The organism is Prolixibacter sp. SD074, from assembly GCF_009617895.1.
GTDB lineage: Bacteria > Bacteroidota > Bacteroidia > Bacteroidales > Prolixibacteraceae > Prolixibacter.
Map to the genome: position 1 here is coordinate 1,943,125 of NZ_BLAW01000001.1, position 22,962 is coordinate 1,966,086.

Sequence of the window (22,962 nt, forward strand, 5' to 3'; positions counted from 1 at the left end):
ACTCTTTTTTTGTGCTCCATTTGTTGTTGATTTTCGGGGATATCCCGAACAGATAGACTAAGTAGATTAAACCATATATTCCATTTTAGTTTTCATTTCTCTTTTTATCACTATTGTTTTTCACAGCTAAAATGCTGTCCCCTTTATCGATAAATTTAACTCCCACCGCATACGAGAGCACTTCCAAAACCTGGTTCAACGACTTTTGCTTGAATTGCGTCGTCAGAATAATTCCATTTAATGCACTGTCGTGAAAAACAATGGGCTTTCCATAATGTCGCGAGAGTTTTTCCAACACCACCGGAAGCGGCTTGTTGTGGAAAATCAGGAGTTGATCTTTCCAACCGGTCAGTTCTGCCACATTGAAGGAATTCAATTCCTGACGGTTTTCATCCATATGGTAAGTAAGCTTCTGGAGAGGCCTCATTTTCAGGTGTTTGGCTAACTGGGAATTCACTTCGATTGCACCATCGACCAATGCCACAGTAATAACCGAATCTTTCGCATACGCTTCGATATTAAAACGTGTGCCCAAATCGCGGGTAACAACATGACCAGTGATTACTTCAAATTGCTGTTTGTCACTATGTTTTACATTGAAGAATGCCTCACCACTCAGATACACTTTTCGAACGGATTGAGAAGAATAATCGGCAGCGTAACGAAGTTTACTATTACCGTTTAATACAATACGGGTCCCATCGGAGAGCACAATACGAATTTGTTGTCCGGCAGGCGCTGATTTCTCAAGCCAGGCAACCTTCTCAATTTTAAACTGTGCACCGTCCTTACCGGAAGAGTACCTTAGTACCATACCCACCGCAATTACCGCAGCAACGGATGCTGCAACAAGACTTCGCTTAAACAACCTGTACCAACCTCTTCTCTTATTCTTATCAGCAAGAGATATATTCTGACGGAGAAGGTCCACTCCTCTTTCAAGATTGTATTGTCGGGAAGATTTTTCGTTGGGCGAAAATGAAGTAGCCAGTTTTTGATAAAGTTGACGGTATTCCTTTTTCTGTAGGAACATTTCAAGTTCTTTCCAGTCTTCGTTCGTGCCTTCTTCAGTCAGGCACCGGATAGCAAGTTCATAAAATTCCGTCGTACTCATTAGGTTGTGTTTCTCATATCTGAGACACCAATCAACAAGGAGACCTCCTATTCTTTAATGTTAATTAATTATTAACCGGAAATAAAAATCCTCTTCTCACAGATAATCAAATGAATACATTAAACTGCGACATAAACCTTTTTGCTTCGAGCATCTGATTTTGTACCGTATGGACAGAAATGGAAAGTCGATCGGCAATCTCATGGTATTTCAAACCTTCCAATTTGTGCATTCTGAAAATCTGTTGACGCTTTTTTGGCATTTTTTCGATGATGCCCTCCACCTGTTCCAACAGCTCGTAATATTCAAGTCCGGCATCCACTCCGTCGACAAAACCGGGTTCAACAGGTTGTTCGTGCAGGTAAACAATCTTTCCTTTGGTATTTCCGCGAAGATGATTGAGGGCGGTATTGCGGGCAGTAGCAAAAAGATAGGCCCGTATTGAGGTATGAATGAGAAGTTCCTTCCGTTTGGTCCAAATACCTAAAAATATATCAGCAACCAACTCTTCTGCCGTCATCCGATTCTTGACAAAAGAATCGGCAAAACGGCATAAAGGAGCAAAATACTTTCTAAACAACGACTCCAAAGCTTTTTTGTCATCCCGGACAATTTCCTTCCACAGAAGGTCATCCGGATTCGTCTGTTGCTTCATTTTAAGTCAGGCTTATATTGGCTCTAAATAAGCAATTATTTAAACAGGCCTCAACGATTTGATAAAATAATTTGTTAAGCCAATATTAAGAGACTGTTCCCCACCAAAATGTAACTAATTATATTTCAATTCGTAACAACAATGAAATAAATTTTGTTTCGATCAGATATTCAAGAATATCAACTCTGTCCGGAGTGGCATTTCAATTATGACAAATGGCGCCTTATTTCATTTCTTCCTCATCGTCCTTCCCTTCTTCACCAGTATTACAAAGACTGAATAAAAAACGACAGGACACAAAAAGCCCGGACCATTGCCCGGGCTCCAAGTATCAATAAATATTTTACTTATTGGATTGCACCGTTGATAAGGAATGCCGACGCAAACGCCACAATAGCGTAAAGTTCCGGGAATACCGCAAGAATAAGGGTATTACCAAAAACATCGTAACCGGCACCAATGGCAGCAACACCATTTGCACCAACCTGTCCCTGGCGAATAGCCGAGAACAAACCAACCACACCTAATGCCAGGCCAGCGCCAAAGATAGCAGCAGCCTGCAGCATTGTGGTATGTGGGCCCAGCGCTGTTCCGAAGTTGGCAAATACGAAGTACCCGGCAAATCCATAAAGTCCCTGTGTACCGGGAAGAGCCGAAAGAATCATGTAACTACCGAATGCATCAGGATTCTTTTTCATTGCACCAATGGCGGCATTACCACCGATGGTTACGCCAAACGCACTACCGATACCGGACAGGCCAATCATCAGTCCAATTCCAATGTAAGCTAATGTAATAGGTTCCATTTCTTGATTATTTATACAGGTTAATAATTTTAATTATTTACTTACTTATGATATTTTCTTTTTGAAAGGCGTGTAGCGTAAACCACCGCCGGCAAAACCGGAATTCTTGTAAAATTCCACAAAAGTCAAACGCATTGGGTGAACAAATGCTCCCAGCGTCGACATAAATATCGTGATGCCGTGGCCAATGAGCAAAATAATGATCATCACCACAATTTTCAGCACCGGAATATCGGGTGACAACTGCATTGCCAGACTGTTGAATACATATCCGAGAATCGCACTGGAAACTCCCAGGGCAAACAAACGGATATAGGACAACAGGTCACCCAACACACCGGTCACCATGTTATAGGCATCCCACAAGCCAACTCCGAAATTAGTAAATACATTTCGCTCCGGGTTGTTGAACAGGAAAGCGCCGGCAAAACCGACTCCGATTACGACGTACATCACAATATTCACAATCAGCGGGCCGACACCCAGGGTTTTCATCAGGTATACCAGCAATCCACCAACTATCAGGACCAGCCAGCCGGCCGTTCCAACAGCATATTTCCAGCCAAACTGGTGCTTTTCGTTCGCCACTTTAATGAACATCCCGAAAATAATCTGAATGGCCCCCAGCAACAGTGCCAGCGTGAAAAGATGGTCGTTGATGGTTTTCCCCTGCGCAGCCATACGATCAGCTAATGTGCCGTAAAAGGAGAAATGCATTTCGTAGAGATTCATGCCGAAAACAGTACCACTAATGAGACCAAAAATAATGGTCGCTAATCCCAGTGAGCCAAGAAGCTTCATCGGCCCCTTCATGGAAGGTTTTACACGGCCGGACATGATGAACCCAATCAATGCCAGCACAAGACCATATCCGGCGTCCCCCAGACAGAACCCGAAAAAGACCCAGTAAAAAGGCGCATAGTAAGGTGTCAAATCCAATTCCTTATAATTTGGCAGCGCATACAAATCACCAATCGTTTCGAAAAGACGGGTAAACCAATTGTTCTTTAGCAACACCGGCACCTTTTCTTTCAAGTCGGGATAGGCCGATTCGAAGTAAACGCCCTGTGATTCCAGGAAATGATCGAATTCTTCCGATGCATTATCCGGAATAAATCCTTCCAGAATTACCACCTTGTCATCTGCAGAACGTGGCGAACTAAGTACCACCTTATCAAAATCGAATTCCTGCTGGACCTTTAAGCTCAATTGCTCCAATGCCGGCAAATAGGATGCAGCATATTGGTTGTAAGCGGCATCAATCTCAGCTATCTTATCTTCCAGCTTTTTCAGCTCACTGCGAACGAAATTAATCGAATGCCCTGGCAAGCGGACCGGGTCCGCATCAATATCTACCTTTCCACCCTTGGGAGTTACCGTTACAAACCAGGTTGTAGTACCCAATTCAGAAATGATAAAAGCATTGTATTTCTCAGGCCAGTCTTTCTCCCAGCGACGTGACGATGTAGAGAAAAAGTTAATTTCCCAGCCATCTTCCGCCAACCGTTCAACAGACTCCCAGGAAAAGTCGCCCCAGGGCTCCAGTAGATGGAGATCCTTCTGCAGCGACTGTACTTCCTGCTCCGCCACTTCACGTTCGTGCCGCATGGCCTCGAAATCGTGAAGCACCTTCAGGCTGTCGACATTGGTTCCGGCATTTTCTACCGGCTCTGCTTCGCGCAGGTGCAAGAATTTGATAGCATCAGAGATACGCTTCAGCAACTGCATTTTTTCGCGCAGTGTAGCGTCATCCATTTCTCCACCTTTCCGCTCTTTCACATGCAACAATCCGCGTTCCCGAACAGCTTCCAGAAACGTTTCATACTCCCTGTGGTAGACGAGAAAAGTGTATTTTTTCATCCGTATAATCATGATTCCACCTCCCTTGCTTCCTGTCGAGATTTCACAATCTTCTGGGCGGACTTGGAAAGGTTTTCCTTGTCTTCCAGGAATCGCTTGATTTTTCGAATGGCATCTTCGTAGCCCGGAATCTGTACCTTTTCGAAGAGATTCACCTTCTGGGTGGTCTTCTTACGGGCGTGATCCAACAGAACCATCTTCTGACTGAAAAACTCCTGTTCGATCCCAATTTCGGCCAGTTCTTTCACCACTTTGATACCATCGAGGAACCATTTAGGTTTGCTGAAAATGCTGAACGGTGCAATATCAAATTCCACACCGTCGAGGATAGGCGTCTGGACACCGGCAATCTTTTTCACCGACATCTTCACGTCCTTTACCCTGACGAGTGAAACATCGAACTCGCCCCAAAGTGCCATCATTGAATCGTATTCTTCGATGGTCTCTTCGAGGAGCTTGTTCAGCCTTTTCACCTCATCTTTAGCCCTCTTTACTTCGACCCGCAGCGCCGACTCCTTGTTCTTGATGGTAGGCAAAGCCTTCACCCGAACCTTGAGTTGCTTCTCGAGTCCCTGTAAAGCGGTTTTATTGTATTGAAAATTTATTGCCATATTCTTTACAATTGAAAATGGAGAATGGAGAATTGAAAATTAAGACTTCCTAACACCTTTTGAAGTACGGATAATCGAAGTAAGAATATTTTTAATCTCCTTTCCTTCTTCCATCACTTCCTGGTAGTCCGGATAATCCAGAATCAACTCGCTGGCCTCCAGTAATTCCAGCCAATAATTAGTTTCTATCGATTCTTTATTAGCAATTGAAAATTTATGAATGAAATCCGCTTTACTTTCAGCTTCCTGCGCTTCACGGCTGTTGGCTCCAATACTGGTACCAGAACGAAGCAATTGTTTGGAAAGAACATATTCTTTCTTTTCCTGCTGTAGCCATCTGCACAGTCCAACAATTTTCTGTGCAAACCGAAACGTTCGGTCAGGAATTACATTGCTGGCGACTTCATTCATTCTCAATTTTCAATTCTCAATTTTCAATTAATTTTCTACGCCTCTTTCGGCCAGTATTTATTCATCAGCTCCTGCTTGATACCAACCTCTTCAGGCTTGAAGTGTCTGCTAAGAAGTTTCCAGCCGGTGTCCAGCATTTCATCCGTACCGATGTTCACGTCAATAGCCAGCAAATCGTTGGAGTACTCTTTAGCAAAATCAAGGGTCCGCTGGTCATATTCCGTCAGGTCGAAACCGTTCTCCAGTTTCGTTTTGGCGCTGGCGGCATCGGCGTAAAGCCGGATGGCAGCGTTCATTACCTGTGGGTGATCCTCACGGGTTTTATCCCCGATAACCAACTGTTTCAGTCGCGACAGCGAACGGAACGGGTCAACGATTACTTTGCCTACATCTGAGTCACGGCGCAGGAACAACTGTCCTTCGGTAATGTAACCGGTGTTATCCGGAATCGCGTGGGTAATATCGCCACCTGACAGCGTTGTAACCGCGATAATGGTAATGGAACCGCCACTTGGGAACTGCACTGCTTTTTCGTAAATTTTCGCGAGGTCGGAATAGAGCGAACCCGGCATCGAGTCTTTCGACGGAATCTGGTCCATACGGTTCGACACAATCGAGAGCGCATCCGCGTAAAGCGTCATGTCAGTCAACAGCACCAGCACACTTTCGTTTTTCTCTACCGCGAAATATTCGGCAGCCGTCAGCGCCATGTCCGGTACCAACAAACGTTCTACCGGCGGATTTTCCGTCGTATTCACAAACGATACGATACGGTCAAGCGCACCGGCATTATCGAATACATTGCGGAAGAAAAGGTAGTCGTCGTTCGTCAGTCCCATACCACCAAGAATAATCTTGTCGGCTTTTGCGCGAAGTGCTACCATCGCCATTACCTGGTTGAACGGCTGATCCGGGTCGGCGAAGAACGGAATCTTCTGTCCCGACACCAGCGTGTTGTTCAGGTCGATACCAGCGATACCGGTTGCAATCAATTCGGACGGTTGCTTGCGACGCACGGGATTTACCGACGGTCCGCCAATTGCAATTTCCTGCCCTTCAATATCAGGTCCGCCATCGATTGGGTTGCCAAAAGCGTTAAAAAAGCGTCCGGCAAGCTGGTCACTTACTTTCAGCGAAGGCGATTTTCCCAGGAAGGTTACCTCTGCATTGGTCGGGATACCTTCGGTACCACCAAACACCTGCAGGGTCACATCGTCACCAATGATTTTCACCACCTGCGCCAGCCGTCCGCTAATTTCGGCCAGCTCATCGTAGCCAATCCCTTCAGCTCTCAGGGTACAGGTTGCTTTTGTAATCTGTGTGACTTTAGTATATATTTTCTGAAAAGCTTTCGTTGCCATTATGCTACTTTTCTTTCGTTAATGATCTGATTCAATTCTTCTTCAAACTTCTTAAACTCGTCAGTTTCAAACTCCGAGTAGTTCATTTGGCGCAGGTTGTTGATCACGCGTTTGAAGTAGCTCCCCACTTCAGTGAACGATTCAAACTGAAAATCGGTATGGCAAATGCCCATTACCTTATTCAACATATATTCCTGACGTTCGAGCGGAGTATTCATATCAACCTTATCGAATGCATCCTGCTGAAGAATCACAAAGTCGATAACTTCCGACTTCCAGAAACGGATGTGATATTCCACCGGCACACCATCATCGCCCAAGATATTGATCTGCTCACTAACTTCCTGTCCGCGAAGCAGGAGCGTTTTCAGTTCATTAATCGAAGCAATCCACTTGTCTCCAATACGTTTGCCGATATACTCTTCAAACTCAGGATATTCCAGGTATTTGGAATACGATTCGATTGGGTTGATGGCCGGGTAACGTTTTCCGTCGGCACGGCTCTGCTGCAATGCGTAGAAACAACGGGCCACTTTCTTGGTGGACTCGGTTACCGGCTCTTTCAGGTTACCCCCCGCAGGCGATACCGTTCCGATAAAGGTAACAGAACCGGTTTCACCATTATTCAGGTGAACGAAACCGGCACGTGCATAGAAGTTCGCAATAACAGCCGAAAGGTCCATCGGGAAAGCATCCTGTCCGGGCAATTCCTCCAAACGGTTCGACATCTCACGCAATGCCTGCGCCCAACGGGAAGTTGAGTCGGCCATCATCAACACTTTCAGTCCCATGGAACGATAATATTCCGAAAGCGTCATTGCTGTATATACCGACGCTTCACGGGAAGCAACCGGCATATTAGAAGTGTTCGCCACGATGACGGTACGCTCCATTAGTTTACCTCCGGTGTGCGGGTCTTCCAGTTCGGGGAACTCGGTAAAGATTTCCACCACCTCGTTGGCACGCTCACCACAGGCAGCAATCACTACGATATCGGCTTCGGCCTGTTTCGAAATGGCATGCTGCAATACGGTTTTACCCGTTCCGAAAGGTCCGGGAATAAAGCCGGTTCCACCTTCTACAATCGGGTTAATGGTATCGATGGTGCGAACTCCCGTTTCAAGTAATTTAAATGGACGTGGTTTTTCGCGGTAAGCAGTAATAGCTCTTTTCACCGGCCATTTCTGGACCATCGTCACATTATGCTCCTTGCCGTCAGCATCCACCAACACAGCAATTGTGTCGTTTATTTTATATTCGCCGGCTTCGACCACCGATTTAACAGTGTATTTACCTTCAAACACAAATGGCACCATAATACGGTGAGGTTTACCATTTTCGTTTACCTCACCCAGCCAGTCGGCAGCTTCCACTTCGTCGCCCGATTTGGCCAGCGGTTTGAAGTCCCAGATTGTATCATCATCCAGCGGATTGGTATAATCTCCCCTTTTCAGGAAGACGCCATCCATTTTGTCGAGGTCGTTTTGCAGACCATCGTAGTTTTTGGAGAGGATGCCTGGCCCGAGTGTTACTTCGAGCATATGTCCGGTGAATCGAACAGGATCACCGATTTTCAGTCCCCTGGTGCTTTCGAAAACCTGTACAAAGGCGTTGGCTCCGTTCACCTTAATCACCTCTGCCATCAGGTCGGTACCACGAGTCTGAAGGTAGCAGATTTCGTTCTGCGCTACCGGACCGTCGGCTTCCACTGTCACCAGGTTGGCAATAATTCCTTTGACTTTACCTTGCGTAGACATATTCGTTGTTTACTTGTTTAATTTAAATTCTTCAGGGAATTCGAACGAGTGTTGCAGTTCCTGGACGAAATCGCGGAAAATCTTCAGACCGGTTTCCTGGCTCAGTTTCACCCATCGCTCAATCATTTCGAGTTGCAACAGGTAAGCAAAGACTTTCTCAACGGTGAAATACTTGAAGAAAGAATTTTCTTCGAGCCATTTCCACCGCAGTGCATCAATACGACGTTCGCGTTCATAAAGATTGGCCTCTTCGGCGATATGTAATACATCATCCAGATATGGGAAGATGGCTGCCAGACCAAAATCTTTTGAATTGCTTTCGCGGATGGTATTAGCGATTTCACTGTTTCCGACAATCGCCGGCCCTAAATCCAAATCGTAATTCCGACAATTGATTGCCGTGAGAATATTCTGCACATTCAGGTTAAAGGCAAACCAACTGCTGACAAACTCATTCCGGCTGTTCAGGGCGTCATCGTAATAAAGTGTCGCCAACTGATCTTCCCAGGCCATATCGGGAAACAGTGGTTTCTCTTCGAGCCAGGCAGGAATAAACTCCTTAAAGTACACAGGAATTCGTTCATCTTTCGGATTTTCTTCCTCCTTCACCATTTGCAAAATCCCGGCTAAATCATCCCCGGCAAGATTACCCCGGTCGTCAAGTTTTGCCTCCGCATCTTTCAGGTATGCAATCAGGTTCAGGTTGTCGAATTTCCGGTAAAAGAGCTTAATCAACTCAAAATCGTCTTCCGACAGGTTCGCACGCAACTCGTCCTTGAACTCTTTCAAATCAAAGTTCTGCTTATTGTCATCTATGTGAATCTCGGGAAGCCCGGCAACCAGACAGTAATATTTTTTCATTCGAAACGGTTTTCCAAAACAAACAGCCTGCCGGATTCAGTGGAAATAAGTCTTATTCCTGGCCTGCCATAGCAAAGGTCTGAAAATAGGAACCCTGGCCCGGTTGGTTGTTTCATTCGTAAAAGGTTCTCATCCAAAAGCACTGGGAAATGCCCCGGTGTTTTACTTACTTTTCGAAAAGAAGTTCAACGATTTTTGGACGCAGGAACTCTTTGAAGAAGTTGATGAAATCCTCATCGGTAAAACTGACCTTGTAGCTTCCGTCAGCCGGAGCTACCTGGAAACCAGCCTTCAGGCCGTTTACAGTTTCGATGGTGAAGCCTTTATCGAGCACCCCTTTGGCAACACTTGCGAAGTAATCGCTGATGGCCTTTTCGTCCTGTTTGGGGATAAGAACCTGCATGTCGGTAGTTTCATCGTTATGTACAGCCCAGTTTTTCACAGCTGTTTCGATGGCTTTCCGGATAAACCCGGTATCCCCCATCGCTGCTTTAATTTCGGAAGTGGTAATGGCACCATTAATAATGCCCACAAGTTCTTGTTTCAGGGCATCAACTGCCTGCCGGGAAGCCAGCTTGAGTTCTGATTTGGTGTTCTTATCAAATTCGGCTGATTTTTTCTCGGCTTCAGAAACGATTTTCTCAGCATCTTTTTTTGCATCCGCCAAAATTTTCTCTGCCTCCGCGCGGGCATCGGACACAATTTTTTCGGCCTCCTCGTTTCCTTTCGAGATTCCTTCCTGATAAATCTTATCAGTCAGCTCTTGAAGTCTGTTGTCCATATCTATTAGTTATTTGTTGTATGCATTGATTTTGGTTGTCTACATGCCAAAAAAACGAATTCGAAAGATACAATTCCCCTGACAAAAAAAAGAAGAGAAAATACAGATTGTAATGTCATCAACGAACCGAACAACATCCTTTAGAAAATATACATCCGGACCTTCTTCTGTTAAATACCATTGCCGCTGCAACCATCGCCCGGTTAATGAAAGACAAAGGAATAATAAAACCCCATATCAGTATTTCGTTCGGCGCCCCAATTTAATAATTATTTAACAATTGAGGAGACAAATTTCACCCATAAAAACTCCACCTTTTCAAAGCCAATATCTTTCGAATTATCTTACATAATCACTTAAATTTTTAATATTTAATTTTTATGCCTACTGCAGAAATTGTAACTTCAACCATTCCGCCGACAATTATTTTTTGAGATGACAGAAATAAAAATGGTAATAACCGACTTGGATGGCACGCTATTGCAGGCCGACCATTCCATCAGCACAGCCGATTACAGTACATTGAAGGAGTTGGGAGAACGTGGAATATGCCGGGTGGCAGCCACCGGAAGAAACCTGGTGAAAGTTAGGCAGGCGCTTACTCCCGACATGCCGTTTGATTTTGTCATTTTCAGCTCAGGCGCTGGCTTGATGGACTGGAAAAAACAAAAGCTGCTGATCGCCAGGAGTATTCCTTCTGAGGAAACCGGCGAAATCATCCGCTTTCTGATGGAGGAGAAACTGAACTTCAAAGTGTCAAGGGAGATACCGGACAATCACCATTTTGCCTGGTGGAGAAGTACCCCGTGCGAAGAATTCGAACGTTACCTGAATTATCATAAAGTGCTGGGAGACGCGGTTCCCCTAAAACAAGGCGATGCTTTTCCCATTTCGCAGGTCCTGATATTTCTCCGGCGTGGTACGGAACTGTTCGTTACCATCAAACAAAAGATACTGAACCATTTCCCTCACGTCAGTGTTATTAGGGCCACTTCTCCGTTACATCCCGATTTTACCTGGATGGAAATCTTCCCGGAAGGAGTTACGAAAGCACGTGGTGTGGAAGAAGTTTGCCACATTACCGGAATTCCACAGGAACACACGCTGGGCATCGGGAATGATTTTAACGATATGGAGTTACTCGATTACACCCGTCATTCGTATGTTGTTGACAATGCGCCGGACGAACTTAAATTTCGCTACCGGAACAGTCTTTCCCATCTTAAAGACGGATTCTCCTATGCTGTTCGAAAACATTTGTAACAAAATAGAAGAACAGGATACAAATAGAGAAATATCTACTAATTATACATAATTATCTATCTCAAGACGAATTGCTTATGAAAAAGTTAATCCTTGGTCTGTTGACCATTTTCATGGTAACGGGCGCTTTTGCCCAGGTGCCTGATTTAAATTCCAAAATTCCCTTTGATCCGAAAACGGATAAAGGTGTATTGAAAAATGGACTTACCTATTATGTGAGGGCTAACCAAACACCTAAAAACCGTGCAGAGTTGATGCTGGTTGTATCAGCAGGTTCAATTCTGGAAGACAACGACCAACAGGGGCTCGCCCACTTTTGCGAGCACATGAGCTTTAACGGGACCAAAAATTTCCCCAAAAATGACCTCATCAATTATTTCGAATCCATTGGTATGGAGTTCGGGCCGGAAATCAACGCGTATACCGGGTTCGACCAGACAGTTTACATGTTGAAAGTACCGCTTGACAGCGCTAAATTCATGAATAAAGGCCTGCAGGTTCTTTATGACTGGGCTTGCCAGGTAACCAATTCGAATGATGAAATCAACAAAGAACGCGGCGTGATTCATGAAGAATGGCGCAGTGGCCAGGGTGCACAGCAGCGCATGATGAAGCAATGGTTGCCGGTATTTTTCAAAGACTCACACTACGCCGACAGGTTACCTATCGGGAAAATGTCGGTTGTTGACAGTTGCCCGCCTTCAGCAGTTCGGCGTTTCCGCGACGATTGGTACCGCCCCGATCTACAGGCAATAATTGTTGTGGGCGATTTTGACCAAAAGAAAATGGTTCAGGAAGTAAAAGAGAAATTCTCCAAAATTCCCGTCCACAAACAGGAACGCCCAAAGCCCTCATATGATGTTCCTCCTCAGAAAGGCACACTCATCAAAATTGTAACCGACCCGGAAGCAACTTACTCTTCGGCCAACCTGTACATCAAACACCCGATGGAGCTTGATACAACGGTTGGCGGCTACCGCGAAATGATGATGCATAGCTTGTACAACAGCATGATCAATGACCGGTTATCGGAAATCGCACAAAAAGAAAATCCGCCTTTTGTGTTCGCCCGCTCCAGTTACGGAGGTTTGGTTGGACCGGTAGATGTATACTCTTCCATGGTTGTTACCCATCCGGGAAAAATTCCGGAAGGACTAAAAGCTGTTCTTCTCGAAAATCAACGTGTGAAAAACTATGGCTTTACTGCCAGCGAGTTAAAACGTGCGAAAGCATCCATGATGAGTTCCATGGAAACAGCTTATAACGAGCGCGACAAGCGGAAGTCCATCAGCATTGCTGATGAATACAGCCGCAACTTCCTGATGCGTAAAGAGCCTGTTCCCGGTCTTGATAAAGAGCACCAATATTATAAGGAATTCATGCCCACCATCAAGCTGGCAGATGTAAATGCACTGGCAAAAAAATGGCTGACTGATGACAACCGGGTAATAATTATTACAGCACCGGATGTTAAAGGCGTTCCGGTGCCAAGCGAGACCGATGTTAAACAACTGTTGGCTGAAGTTGATACGGCTAAAGTTACACCTTATAAAGATCAGGTTTCTGACTCGCCACTGATGCCCAAACAGCCTATTCCTGGTAAGATTGTCAGCGAAAAGAAAATTCCGGAAGTTAATGCTGAAGAGTGGACACTCTCCAACGGAGCTAAGGTTATCCTGAAAAAAACTGATTTCAAGGATGACGAGATTCTGTTCAGCGCATACGGTCCCGGTGGTTATTCGGTATTCCCGTCTTCCGATGATATTTCCACTGATTTTGCCACCACCATCATGCAAATGAGTGGCCTGTCGGATTTCACTGCTCCTGAACTGGACAAAAAGCTGGCCGGCAAAGTAGCGAGTGTTGCCCCGTATATTCGCCAGATTACGCAAGGCTTCGAGGGCTCTTCTTCCAGGAACGATGTTGAAACAATGCTACAACTGGTGAACCTCTATTTCACACATCCGCGTTTTGACCAATCGGCTTTCAACTCATTCATGACACGAATGGAGAGTCAGCTCGATAACCGGAAAGCTTCACCGGAAGCAGCCTTCTCCGATACTTTCCGTGTAGTAACCAGCAATTACAGCCCATGGGTCCGTCCGCTGACAAAAGAAACTTTGAAAGAAGCAAATTTCGATCGCATCAAGGCCATCGATAAGGACCGTTTCTCCAACGCCGGCGATTTCAAATTCATCTTTGTTGGTAACATCGACTTCGACAAGATGAAACCGTTAGTGGAAACTTACCTTGCTTCGTTGCCGACAACCGGTAAAACTGACCATTGGAAAGATTTGGGCATTCGTCCACCGAAAGGTGCTGTTGTGAAAACAGTGTACAAGGGAACCGAACCCAAGAGTATTCAGTATATCCAGTTCCACGGTCCGCTGAACTACGATACGAAGGACATCGTCGAACTCGACGCACTGTCCAAAATCCTGACCACCCGTTTGCTGGAGAGTATTCGTGAGGACAAATCCAGTGTATATTACATCGGAGCGCGCCCTTCGTTCAATAAACTTCCGGAACCGGAATATACCATGACCATTTATTATGGTACCGATCCGAAGAAAATTGACACATTAAAAACGGCCGTTTTCGATGAAATAAAGGATTTGATTAAGAAGGGCCCGACCCAGGAAGAGGTACACAAGGCAATGGAAAAAATGATGCGGGAACGGGAAACCAATTTGCGTGAAAACAGCTACTGGTCAACTGCATTGAAATCGTATTACCTGAATCACGGTGGCGACTTCTCTACCTTCAATCAGTTTAACACAGAAGTAGATGCCCTGAACCCGGAAGAGTTGCAAAAAGCAGCCAAACGGGTTTGGGATTTCAACAACTACGTAAGTGTTGCCCTGCTTCCCGAAAAAGGGACGAAAGACGAATAACCCGTAACGATTACGGTAAACGAAGAAGGTGTCGCCATCGTGGCTCTGTCAGTTTCAAAAAACGTAGCAGCCAACCATCAGGGACACCTTCTTTTTTTGTTGCATAAAAAGCTGTTTACCCCGTCAGGCAACCCCATTTACCCCGTCCAGGCAACCCTTCGGCGGGGTGAATTAATGCTTTCACTCGGTGAATGGCCAGGACAAAGGGGTAATATTCCCCAAAACAGGGGTCATAGGACCGCGTTGAACAGGTCTTTTACGGCATAAACTGGGTTACTTACTCCGTCGTCGCATTTATTCATCCCGTGAACGGGGCCTTTTACCGCCCCAATGGAGCAATTTTGAGCAACAACAATATCGTTCAACACAACAACCCGGTCATATTCCCCCGGCAATGCCGTAAAACAGCGTATTATCGGCATCTGAAACATCTGCATTCGGTTGTCTTCCCTACGGGGATTTTCGTTGCCCGCTAATCTGAAAGCATTTCTTCTGCCACTTTCAATTGCCCCGGCTTACCCAAATCCATCCATAAACCCGAAGTATCTTCGAATCCATAAACGGCATTTTGCGCGGCCAAACGTAAATACATCGGAATAATCGGGAACTTGCCGGTTTCTGTAATCAAAGGGAAAATAGAAGGCTCGATGATGTGAATGCCACTGAAAGCAAACTTACCGACTTCCGGTGTTTGCCTGGCCATTTTTATTTCGCCGGTTTTACTATTTGTCCAACCGGAGAGCTGCATTTCTTTATCGAACAAAAGATAGCGGGCAGTTTCCCGTTTCCGGACAACCAGTGTTGCCAATGCTTTATGTTTCCGATGCCATTCCAGTAACTTTTTCAAATCGAGCGAACACAACACATCCACGTTGTAAACCAGGAAAGGTTCCAAACCTTCTAACAACCGCCGGGCCTTGAGTATGCCACCGCCCGTATCGAGCAACTCACCGCGCTCGTCGGAAATGCGGATATCCAACCCAAAGTTGTCGTTCTTTTTCAGGAAATCAATAATCTGACCACCAAAATGATGAATGTTCACGACAATTTCATCAAAACCGGCATCGCTCACCTTTTCAATAGCCCGTTGAAGCAACGTTTTTCCAGCTACTTCTACCAATGCTTTGGGCTTGTTATCGGTTAACGGACGAAGGCGGGTGCCAAGGCCAGCCGCGAAAATCATGGCTTTCATATGGTTTGGTAATATTTAGACATTGACGACTGTTTCTTCACGAAAATAAAAAAACATCGGCGGTTCACAGGGTAAACCGCCGATATCATGTATTCTATTGAATAAATTAACTTTTTACCTTCCGAGGCTTGCAGACCTTTTTTTCCTTGATGGTAACCTTGCCGCATTTCTTGCACTCGTACTTCGGATTTTCCGGAGGCTGATACTCCTTCTTCGACTTACACAAAGTTTTTGACATAACTACTTTTTGCTACTAATCACAGAGCTTCCTGCTCTCTGTGGAAAGTAACAACACGGACCGGATATTTGTTTTTCAGGTGCTCTGAAAGGCGCTCAGCGGCATAAACCGAACGGTGCTGCCCACCGGTACACCCAAAATTTACCATAAGGTGATTAAACTTACGTTCCAGATATTTCTCCACACTTTGGTCTACCAAATTGAACACCGGCCGCAGAAAATCCTCCATCTCCGATTCCTCTTCAAAAAAAGTAACCACCTCCGGGTCTTTACCGGTCAGTGTTTTGTATTTGTCGTATCGACCGGGATTATGAACCGCACGGCAATCGAAAACATAGCCGCCCCCGTTGCCTGAAGGATCTTGTGGAACCCCTTTTTTGTATGAAAAACTGGTAATCCGAACGGTCATCTCATCTTGCTTCGACGCAATTTTTTTCAACGTTGCTGATTCAGGAAGTGAACGCAACACTTTTTCCAGTTCAGGTAACTTGATTGGAAACGAAAATTTATCCAAAACAACGACCAGGTTTTCCAGTGCATATGGAATACTTTTCAGGAAATGCTCTTTCTTTTCATAAAATCCACGGAACCCGTATGCTCCCATCGACTGCATCATACGAATAAGCACATAGCCGTAGAAATATTCACGGAAATCTTTCCGGTTAACCGGATGATATTTTTCCAATTCATCCAGGTATGATTCCAGCAATTCGTCACGAACCAGTTGTGGAATATCTGCTTTTGAGTCATACAGCAACGAAGCCAAATCGTATTGCAAAGCTCCTTTCCGTCCTCCCTGGTAATCGATGAACCAAGGCTCGCCATCCATCAACATCACGTTCCGGCTCTGGAAATCGCGATACAGGAAAAAGTCCTTTTCAACCTCCAGTAAAAAGTCGGTAAAACGCTGAAAATCATCTTCGAGCGATTGCTCATCGAACGAAATCTTGGCCAACTTCAGGAAATAGTACTTGAAATAATTCAAATCCCACATCATCGATTGCCTATCGAACGCATCGCGTGGGTAGCAATAGCTGTAGTTGATGTTTTGGCCTGCCTTCACCTGAATAAGCGGCAACTGAGCCACAACTTTGCAATATACATCGATAATTTCCGGTGAGAATCCGTCCTTTTCGCGCACATCGCTCAAGAACTGAAACAATGTGATATTACCCAAATCCTGTTGCAGGTATATATGCTTTCCGGTTTCTTCACTGTAAATCTCAGGCACATTAATGCCGCCACCTCTCAGCGCTTTCGAAAATTCGATAAACGCGCGGTTTTCCTTATCATCCTCATTCCAGGCGCCAATTACCGTCCGGTTTTCCGAAATCAGCCGGCAATATTCCCGGTAGGAACCGGAAGGAGGCAATACCTCGATATCTGTTACTTTTTCGCCAAACGTTTTCTCAAATAATCCGATGATATGTTGTTGTGTCGTCTTTTTCAAAGTATCAATGTTTTTAGCTATTCAAATGTAAGGATTCACCTGGAAATTCTAAAGCTATCTGTCTTGCATAAAGAAAAGCATTTTTCGTTGAACATGAATCATAACATTAAGGCAAATCCGAATCTCAAAGCAGTTTCGGATTGCCTCAGATGACGTATCAAATCAAAATCACTGAGGCCGTTTCAAACTTTTTCATTAAATTAACTGTATTAATAAATGTAGCCTGATCCAACAACCGTATGAGAAAGAATCTTAATATATTTCCTGCTATTAGCGCTGTCATTTTAATCATAACAACAGTATTCCTTTTGAGTCGCTGTGACGAGAATCCAACCACTTCACGAACGGTGATTGCTCCCGACGAAAAGTTGAACCTGACCTTTTACCTCGACCACGAAGGAAAGCCTTTCTATTCGGCAAAACTTGGCGAAAAACCTCTGTTTTACAAGTCGCAATTGGGTTTCGAACTAAAAGGCGCCCCAAACCTGCTGGACGATTTTATCGCGACACGCTTTGACCGCGACCAGGTCGACCAAACCTGGACACAGCCCTGGGGGGAACAAAAAGAAATCAAGAACAACTACCGTGAATTGAAAATTGAGCTGAAAGAGCAACACGGTTTGCACCGGAAAATGAACATTATTTTCAGGGTATATAACGAAGGGTTTGCTTTTCGGTATGAGTTCCCGGAGCAGGAAAACCTGAAGGATTTTGAAATCTCCAACGAAGTGACAGGGTTCGCTTTCAGTGGCGACCACACCGCCTGGTCGGTTCCGGCTTATGGTGACAACCGGTACGAATATCTCTACTCCAGTCATCCCCTGTCCGAACTGACGGATACCGTTTGCACACCGCTAACACTGGAAACGAAAAGTGGCAACTACATCAGCATTCATGAAGCGGCGCTGGTCGATTATGCTTCCATGTCGCTATACCATTCCGGGAACAATAAATTCCGCTGCGATTTGGTCCCCTGGTCCGATGGCGTGAAAGTGAAAACCTCGGCTCCGCGGGTTACTCCCTGGCGGACGGCCCTGGTTTCATCAACCGCTGCCGGGCTACTGAATTCGCGTATGATTCTGAATCTCAATGAGCCAAACAAACTGGGCGATGTGTCGTGGATAAAACCGACCAAATTTGTTGGCGTCTGGTGGTCGTTACACCTGGGAAAAGAAACATGGCAGTACTCGCCGACTCATGGAGCCAACACCCAAAATGTGATGAAATACATTGACTTTGCCGCAAAGGCTGGTATTGGAGCGGTGCTGGTAGAGGGCTGGAACAAAGGATGGGAAGACTGGAAATTCAGTTTCACTAAGCCCTATCCCGATTTCGACATCAAAAAAATAACCGATTATGCGCGCAAAAAAGGTGTTCAGCTAATCGGGCATAACGAAACAGGTGCTGATGTCACTAATTATGAACAGCAACTCGATTCGGCCTTTAACTTTTATCAAAAATACGGCGTCCACTATGTGAAAACCGGTTACGTTGGTTCCCGTGTGAACGGAAAGGAATGGCACCATGGGCAATTTATGGTTAACCATTACATACATGTTGTTCAGGAAGCAGCTAAACGGCACATCATGCTTGATGTTCATGAACCCATTATTCCCACCGGTTTACGGCGAACGTATCCCAACCTGATGTCAGGCGAAGGAGCACGCGGCCAGGAATACAATGCATGGAGCGAAGACGGTGGCAATCCACCGGAACATACCACGATACTGCCTTTCACCCGATTATTAGCCGGTCCTATGGATTTTACGCCCGGTATTTTCGAGCTTACGCTGAAAAACAAACGCAAAAACCAGGTCAACACAACACTGGCCAAGCAACTGGCACTCTACGTGGTTATTTACAGTCCGCTCCAAATGGTTCCCGATTTACCGGAGAACTACCAGGGCAATCCTGCCTTTCAATTCATTCATGATGTCCCGGTCGATTGGGAATATTCCGAAGCCATCAATGGTGAAATCGGCGATTATGTGACCGTTATCCGAAAGGATAGAAACAGCCGGGATTGGTACCTGGGGGCCATTACAGACGAAGACCCGCGGAAGATAGAAATCCCATTAGGTTTCCTGGCAAAGGGACGAAAATATACCGCTGAAATGTATCTCGATGGTTCCGGCGCGAACGATAACAACAATCCGGGATCCATTGAAATTACGCAGAAAGAAGTGAACCATCGCAGCACATTACGCCTGGATTTGGCTCCCGGCGGAGGTGCAGCCATCCGGTTTACTCCGGTCCGTTAGAAATTCAGTCAACCAACTTATGCACACATATAAAAAGAAAGGACGTCCTGAAAAGGACATCCTCTCCGTGTTAAATGCATTTATCAAGCAACTTTAATCATCAACCAAATCAACACCTGATAGAATTTTGATAAATGCTTTTTAACGAAAATTGTCATCGGGATAACATGACCACTTTAGTAAACAACAGGCAAGCTCCATGGTTTACGAACTTGCCCGTTTTTAAGAATAATTCTTAATAATAAACATTACTTGATCAACTTCTTGTCAAGATGCCCCTGAAAGAATTACATAAAGTAACGTTTAGGGCTATTTTTCAGGATTTTAAATTACGTTTTTTCTCATTTGCAATGCCCAATTCATAGGACAACAGCACAAACTCGTTCACTGAACATCATTTACGCACACGAATGAAATTACAAAACGTTTCCGGCACCGATGAAATCATGCTAAAAAAAGAAACCGAAATACGAGGCCTGCCAGACAAAACCAGATGGTAACTATCTCTTCACATTATTAAACCGTAAATTCTTTTAGCCGTGGAAGCTTTATTGTAAATTTAAGGAAGCAGAGCGATTGCCCGTTAATCACTCATTTTATAAAATCACAAAATACCTGAGATATGAAAGATCATGACGATCACTTAGCGGTCATTTGGGCAAGTGGCGATCCCGACGTTGCCGAAAAAATTTGCCTCATGTATACGCACAATGCGCATCTTCAACATTGGTTCCAGGAAGTGCGGTTAATTGTTTGGGGGCCATCGGCAAAGCTGTTAACCGAAAACGAAAGTTTACAAAACCAGATACGCGACATGCTGAATAACGGACTGACCGTTGAAGCGTGCGTGACCTGTGCCAGCATGTATGGCATAACCGATCAGCTCCGTCAACTCGGAATCGATGTCCGTCCGATGGGCGTACCGTTAACCAGCTACCTGAAAGATGGCTGGAAGGTGCTTACTTTCTGAGCATTTCAATGCACCCGATCATAACAGCTCCGGGTTGATATACATGTCTTCCGGTGGCGTCGTTGCCATATCATAAAAGAAAGTTCCGACCTTTTCGGTGACATAGCGGAAAAACTGTTCTCCTTTTTCCCTTGTAGCCTGATTAGGGTTTCCTATTCCCGTGTCGATAGTAACCTGTGTCCATTTTCGTTCGGACCATGCCCAACCTTCCCGCAAAGCCGGAATACGGGGAACTTTTGCTTTACCTTCACCGGCTTCATCCAACGAGCGAACCAAATCGGGTCGAAACAGTTGCATCAGGCTGGTTTCCATCTCGCCAGCATGTTCGCCTGTAACCTCGAAAAATTCGTTAATTCCCGGCATTTTAAACCAATGGCATTGCGACAGTAACATTTCCGGAAAACGAAGGTTCAGTTCCCTTATGTGCATTTTGAAATCATTACCGCCATGCGAATTAAGAATCACCAGCTTTTTTATTCCCTGCCGGTTTAACACTGTAATCAAATCATCGAGAATAGCCAGCTGCGTGGACGGATTAAGGTTCATATCCAGTTTTACATCCGGCTGACCGGTATTCACACCATAAGCTATCACCGGAAGAACAATTACTTTGGCTCCCTTTTCCCAGGCCTGTTTAGCCGATTCCCAGGCAAAGTACTCCGACTCGAACACATCGGTGGCATAGGGCAAATGAAGATTATGGGCTTCGGTGGCCCCCCAGGGAAGAATCGCCAGTTCATAATCAATTTCACGAACAGTTTTCCAATTGGTTTCAGCAAGAATATACGGTCTCATCGCTTGTTAGTTTTTCCCGAAAATAGTCATTTTCAAGATAGAATGCCAATCATCATCCAATACAAGACCTTTGTAGGTTCTCCACCAACCACTATTTATACTTATTATAATCAGTACCATATAAACAATTTCCAGCCAGAATCTTCAGGGATTTTTAATGAATGATTCGTGCTATTTCTTAATTTTAACGGTAAACCAATCATACCTGAGCAATGAGAACAAACATTTCATTTCGGGTCATCGTGGTTTTGCTGCTGCTGTTCTCCGAAAACTTGCAGGCACAGGACAGGCAACCAGCCGTGGCCGGTTCTTTTTATCCGGGAAATGCAGAGGCGTTGACAAAAGAGCTCCGCCAACTTTTTCAAAATACAAGCACCGAAAAGAATTCATCCATCGCGGCGCTAATTGTTCCGCACGCCGGTTATATCTTTTCAGGAAAAGTGGCCGCCACTGGATATGCTCAAATTCCTAAAGGCAAAGCTTACAAAAATGTATTCATTATCGGGGTATCTCATCGCATACGTTTCAATGGCGTTTCCATTTATCCTCATGGAAATTATCTTACGCCATTGGGAAAAATTCCGGTGAACGATGTACTCGCCGAAAAACTGATAAATGAAAATCGGATCATTCATTTTGTTCCCGGAGCGCACCGGAGCGAACACTCAATAGAAGTACAGTTGCCCTTTCTGCAATATCATCTGAAAAAAGGATTTTGCATAGTCCCCATCCTAACCGGTGATTCCAATCCAGCCACTACACGAAAACTGGCGGAGGCACTTTTGCCCTATTTTACCAGCGACAACCTGTTCATCATTAGCACCGATTTTTCGCATTATCCTCCTAATGCAAGCGCACAAAAGGTGGACAAGGAAACGGCTGATGCCATTCTTTCCGGGATACCGGAACAACTACAAAAGGTATGTCAAAAGCTATCTCCGAATCCACCGGAAAATGTATTGACCCGCCTGTGCGGCGAAAGTGGCGTACTCACACTGATGGAGGTGATTTCGGGGAAAACGGGGTATTATTACCATCAAATTATCTATCAAAATTCCAGCGCCAGTCCGTCCGGCGATCCCAATCGGATAGTCGGTTACTGCGCTATTTCCGTAACTAGAGACAAAGCCCAGGCATTTCATTTGACTGAAAGTGATAAAAGTTATTTACTAAAACTGGCCAGAAATACCATTGAAACATATTTAAAAACCGGTATGCTCCCGAAAATTGCCCCGAGCCATCCTAAAAACCTGCAGCAACATTGCGGCGCCTTTGTAACATTGTCAGAAGACGGCTCACTTCGTGGTTGCATCGGGCAATTCAATCCCTCTATTCCGTTAGTGGAAGTCGTCAGGAATATGGCCATTGCCGCTTCAACAAAAGACACGCGTTTTCCACCTGTCCAGCTTTCCGAAATGAATTCCATTAAGATTGAGATTTCGGTACTGACCCCTTTGCACAAAATTAGCAACGCAGAGGAGTTCCATCCCGGGAAGCAGGGAATCTACATCAAAAAAGGTAATCGTAGCGGTACGTATTTGCCACAGGTAGCCGAACAAACCGGCTGGGACCGCGAAAACATGCTCGGCCATTGCTCCCGGGACAAAGCCGGCATTGGATGGAACGGTTGGAAAAACGCCGAACTCTACACGTACGAAGCCATTGTTTTTCATGAAAAATAA

The 22,962-nt window shown here is 45.1% G+C and carries 18 protein-coding genes; 5 read left to right on the forward strand and 13 right to left on the reverse strand.

The window, feature by feature from the left end:
• Positions 1–85 precede the first annotated feature (85 nt).
• The 10 genes from GJU82_RS08490 to GJU82_RS08535 all read right to left on the reverse strand — a co-directional run bounded on the left by GJU82_RS08490 (position 86) and on the right by GJU82_RS08535 (position 10,217).
• On the reverse strand, positions 86–1,114 hold the full coding sequence (locus GJU82_RS08490) for a FecR family protein (RefSeq protein WP_153631752.1): 1,029 nt from the start codon (positions 1,112–1,114) through the stop codon (positions 86–88).
• 106 nt (positions 1,115–1,220) lie between these two features.
• Positions 1,221–1,769 (reverse strand): RNA polymerase sigma-70 factor, encoded by a 549-nt coding sequence (locus tag GJU82_RS08495; protein ID WP_153631753.1) that lies wholly within the window; start codon positions 1,767–1,769, stop codon positions 1,221–1,223.
• 347 nt (positions 1,770–2,116) lie between these two features.
• Positions 2,117–2,575 carry a V-type ATP synthase subunit K gene (locus tag GJU82_RS08500; protein WP_153631754.1) on the reverse strand — a complete coding sequence of 153 codons (459 nt, stop codon included), beginning with the start codon at positions 2,573–2,575 and terminating at the stop codon, positions 2,117–2,119.
• Positions 2,576–2,620: 45 nt separating this feature from the next.
• Entirely contained in the window at positions 2,621–4,435 is a 1,815-nt protein-coding gene (locus GJU82_RS08505) for a V-type ATP synthase subunit I (RefSeq protein ID WP_194831008.1), read from the reverse strand.
• An 8-nt stretch (positions 4,436–4,443) separates the two neighbouring features.
• Positions 4,444–5,046, reverse strand: a complete 603-nt coding sequence (locus GJU82_RS08510; RefSeq protein ID WP_153631756.1) for a V-type ATP synthase subunit D — start codon at positions 5,044–5,046, stop codon at positions 4,444–4,446.
• 39 nt (positions 5,047–5,085) lie between these two features.
• Entirely contained in the window at positions 5,086–5,457 is a 372-nt protein-coding gene (locus GJU82_RS08515) for a four helix bundle protein (RefSeq protein ID WP_153631757.1), read from the reverse strand.
• Between the two features lie 35 nt (positions 5,458–5,492).
• The gene (locus GJU82_RS08520; RefSeq protein ID WP_153631758.1) at positions 5,493–6,818 is read right to left on the reverse strand and encodes a V-type ATP synthase subunit B; all 1,326 of its coding nucleotides are present in this window, start codon (positions 6,816–6,818) and stop codon (positions 5,493–5,495) included.
• On the reverse strand, positions 6,818–8,575 hold the full coding sequence (locus tag GJU82_RS08525; RefSeq protein WP_153631759.1) for a V-type ATP synthase subunit A: 1,758 nt from the start codon (positions 8,573–8,575) through the stop codon (positions 6,818–6,820). Before GJU82_RS08525 ends, GJU82_RS08520 begins: the two co-directional genes overlap by 1 nt.
• Positions 8,576–8,584: 9 nt before the next feature.
• Complete coding sequence (locus tag GJU82_RS08530; protein WP_153631760.1) at positions 8,585–9,436, reverse strand: DUF2764 family protein; 852 nt, start codon at positions 9,434–9,436, stop codon at positions 8,585–8,587.
• 166 nt (positions 9,437–9,602) lie between these two features.
• A complete protein-coding gene (locus tag GJU82_RS08535; RefSeq protein WP_153631761.1) occupies positions 9,603–10,217 on the reverse strand; it encodes a V-type ATP synthase subunit E family protein in 615 nt (204 codons plus the stop codon).
• A 435-nt stretch (positions 10,218–10,652) separates the two neighbouring features.
• On the opposite strand from GJU82_RS08535, the gene GJU82_RS08540 reads away from it, so the two are divergent.
• Positions 10,653–11,480 carry an HAD hydrolase family protein gene (locus GJU82_RS08540; RefSeq protein ID WP_153631762.1) on the forward strand — a complete coding sequence of 276 codons (828 nt, stop codon included), beginning with the start codon at positions 10,653–10,655 and terminating at the stop codon, positions 11,478–11,480.
• Between the two features lie 77 nt (positions 11,481–11,557).
• Positions 11,558–14,374, forward strand: coding sequence for a pitrilysin family protein (locus GJU82_RS08545; RefSeq protein WP_153631763.1), 2,817 nt, complete (start codon positions 11,558–11,560; stop codon positions 14,372–14,374).
• A 472-nt stretch (positions 14,375–14,846) separates the two neighbouring features.
• Here GJU82_RS08545 and GJU82_RS08550 read toward each other — a convergent pair whose 3' ends face one another.
• Positions 14,847–15,566 (reverse strand): nucleotidyltransferase family protein, encoded by a 720-nt coding sequence (locus tag GJU82_RS08550; RefSeq protein WP_153631764.1) that lies wholly within the window; start codon positions 15,564–15,566, stop codon positions 14,847–14,849.
• 257 nt (positions 15,567–15,823) lie between these two features.
• Positions 15,824–17,254, reverse strand: a complete 1,431-nt coding sequence (locus GJU82_RS08555) for a phosphotransferase (protein ID WP_153631765.1) — start codon at positions 17,252–17,254, stop codon at positions 15,824–15,826.
• A gap of 239 nt (positions 17,255–17,493) precedes the next feature.
• Between GJU82_RS08555 and GJU82_RS08560 the strand changes: the two genes are divergently transcribed.
• The gene (locus GJU82_RS08560; protein ID WP_153631766.1) at positions 17,494–19,515 is read left to right on the forward strand and encodes a glycoside hydrolase family 97 protein; all 2,022 of its coding nucleotides are present in this window, start codon (positions 17,494–17,496) and stop codon (positions 19,513–19,515) included.
• A gap of 622 nt (positions 19,516–20,137) precedes the next feature.
• The gene (locus tag GJU82_RS08565) at positions 20,138–20,485 is read left to right on the forward strand and encodes a DsrE family protein (protein WP_153631767.1); all 348 of its coding nucleotides are present in this window, start codon (positions 20,138–20,140) and stop codon (positions 20,483–20,485) included.
• 18 nt (positions 20,486–20,503) lie between these two features.
• Here GJU82_RS08565 and GJU82_RS08570 read toward each other — a convergent pair whose 3' ends face one another.
• Entirely contained in the window at positions 20,504–21,280 is a 777-nt protein-coding gene (locus GJU82_RS08570; protein ID WP_153631768.1) for a creatininase family protein, read from the reverse strand.
• Positions 21,281–21,492: 212 nt separating this feature from the next.
• On the opposite strand from GJU82_RS08570, the gene amrB reads away from it, so the two are divergent.
• On the forward strand, positions 21,493–22,962 hold the full coding sequence (gene amrB / locus GJU82_RS08575; RefSeq protein ID WP_153631769.1) for an AmmeMemoRadiSam system protein B: 1,470 nt from the start codon (positions 21,493–21,495) through the stop codon (positions 22,960–22,962).

Excerpts from the sequence above, each read along its gene's own strand:
- GJU82_RS08490 (WP_153631752.1), bottom strand. The coding sequence starts at position 1,114 with ATGAGTACGACGGAATTTTATGAACTTGCTATCCGGTGCCTGACTGAA.
- GJU82_RS08495 (WP_153631753.1), bottom strand. The coding sequence starts at position 1,769 with ATGAAGCAACAGACGAATCCGGATGACCTTCTGTGGAAGGAAATTGTC.
- GJU82_RS08500 (WP_153631754.1), bottom strand. The coding sequence starts at position 2,575 with ATGGAACCTATTACATTAGCTTACATTGGAATTGGACTGATGATTGGC.
- GJU82_RS08505 (WP_194831008.1), bottom strand. The coding sequence starts at position 4,435 with ATGAAAAAATACACTTTTCTCGTCTACCACAGGGAGTATGAAACGTTT.
- GJU82_RS08510 (WP_153631756.1), bottom strand. The coding sequence starts at position 5,046 with ATGGCAATAAATTTTCAATACAATAAAACCGCTTTACAGGGACTCGAG.
- GJU82_RS08515 (WP_153631757.1), bottom strand. The coding sequence starts at position 5,457 with ATGAATGAAGTCGCCAGCAATGTAATTCCTGACCGAACGTTTCGGTTT.
- GJU82_RS08520 (WP_153631758.1), bottom strand. The coding sequence starts at position 6,818 with ATGGCAACGAAAGCTTTTCAGAAAATATATACTAAAGTCACACAGATT.
- GJU82_RS08525 (WP_153631759.1), bottom strand. The coding sequence starts at position 8,575 with ATGTCTACGCAAGGTAAAGTCAAAGGAATTATTGCCAACCTGGTGACA.
- GJU82_RS08530 (WP_153631760.1), bottom strand. The coding sequence starts at position 9,436 with ATGAAAAAATATTACTGTCTGGTTGCCGGGCTTCCCGAGATTCACATA.
- GJU82_RS08535 (WP_153631761.1), bottom strand. The coding sequence starts at position 10,217 with ATGGACAACAGACTTCAAGAGCTGACTGATAAGATTTATCAGGAAGGA.
- GJU82_RS08540 (WP_153631762.1), top strand. The coding sequence starts at position 10,653 with ATGACAGAAATAAAAATGGTAATAACCGACTTGGATGGCACGCTATTG.
- GJU82_RS08545 (WP_153631763.1), top strand. The coding sequence starts at position 11,558 with ATGAAAAAGTTAATCCTTGGTCTGTTGACCATTTTCATGGTAACGGGC.
- GJU82_RS08550 (WP_153631764.1), bottom strand. The coding sequence starts at position 15,566 with ATGAAAGCCATGATTTTCGCGGCTGGCCTTGGCACCCGCCTTCGTCCG.
- GJU82_RS08560 (WP_153631766.1), top strand. The coding sequence starts at position 17,494 with ATGAGAAAGAATCTTAATATATTTCCTGCTATTAGCGCTGTCATTTTA.
- GJU82_RS08565 (WP_153631767.1), top strand. The coding sequence starts at position 20,138 with ATGAAAGATCATGACGATCACTTAGCGGTCATTTGGGCAAGTGGCGAT.
- GJU82_RS08570 (WP_153631768.1), bottom strand. The coding sequence starts at position 21,280 with ATGAGACCGTATATTCTTGCTGAAACCAATTGGAAAACTGTTCGTGAA.
- amrB (WP_153631769.1), top strand. The coding sequence starts at position 21,493 with ATGAGAACAAACATTTCATTTCGGGTCATCGTGGTTTTGCTGCTGCTG.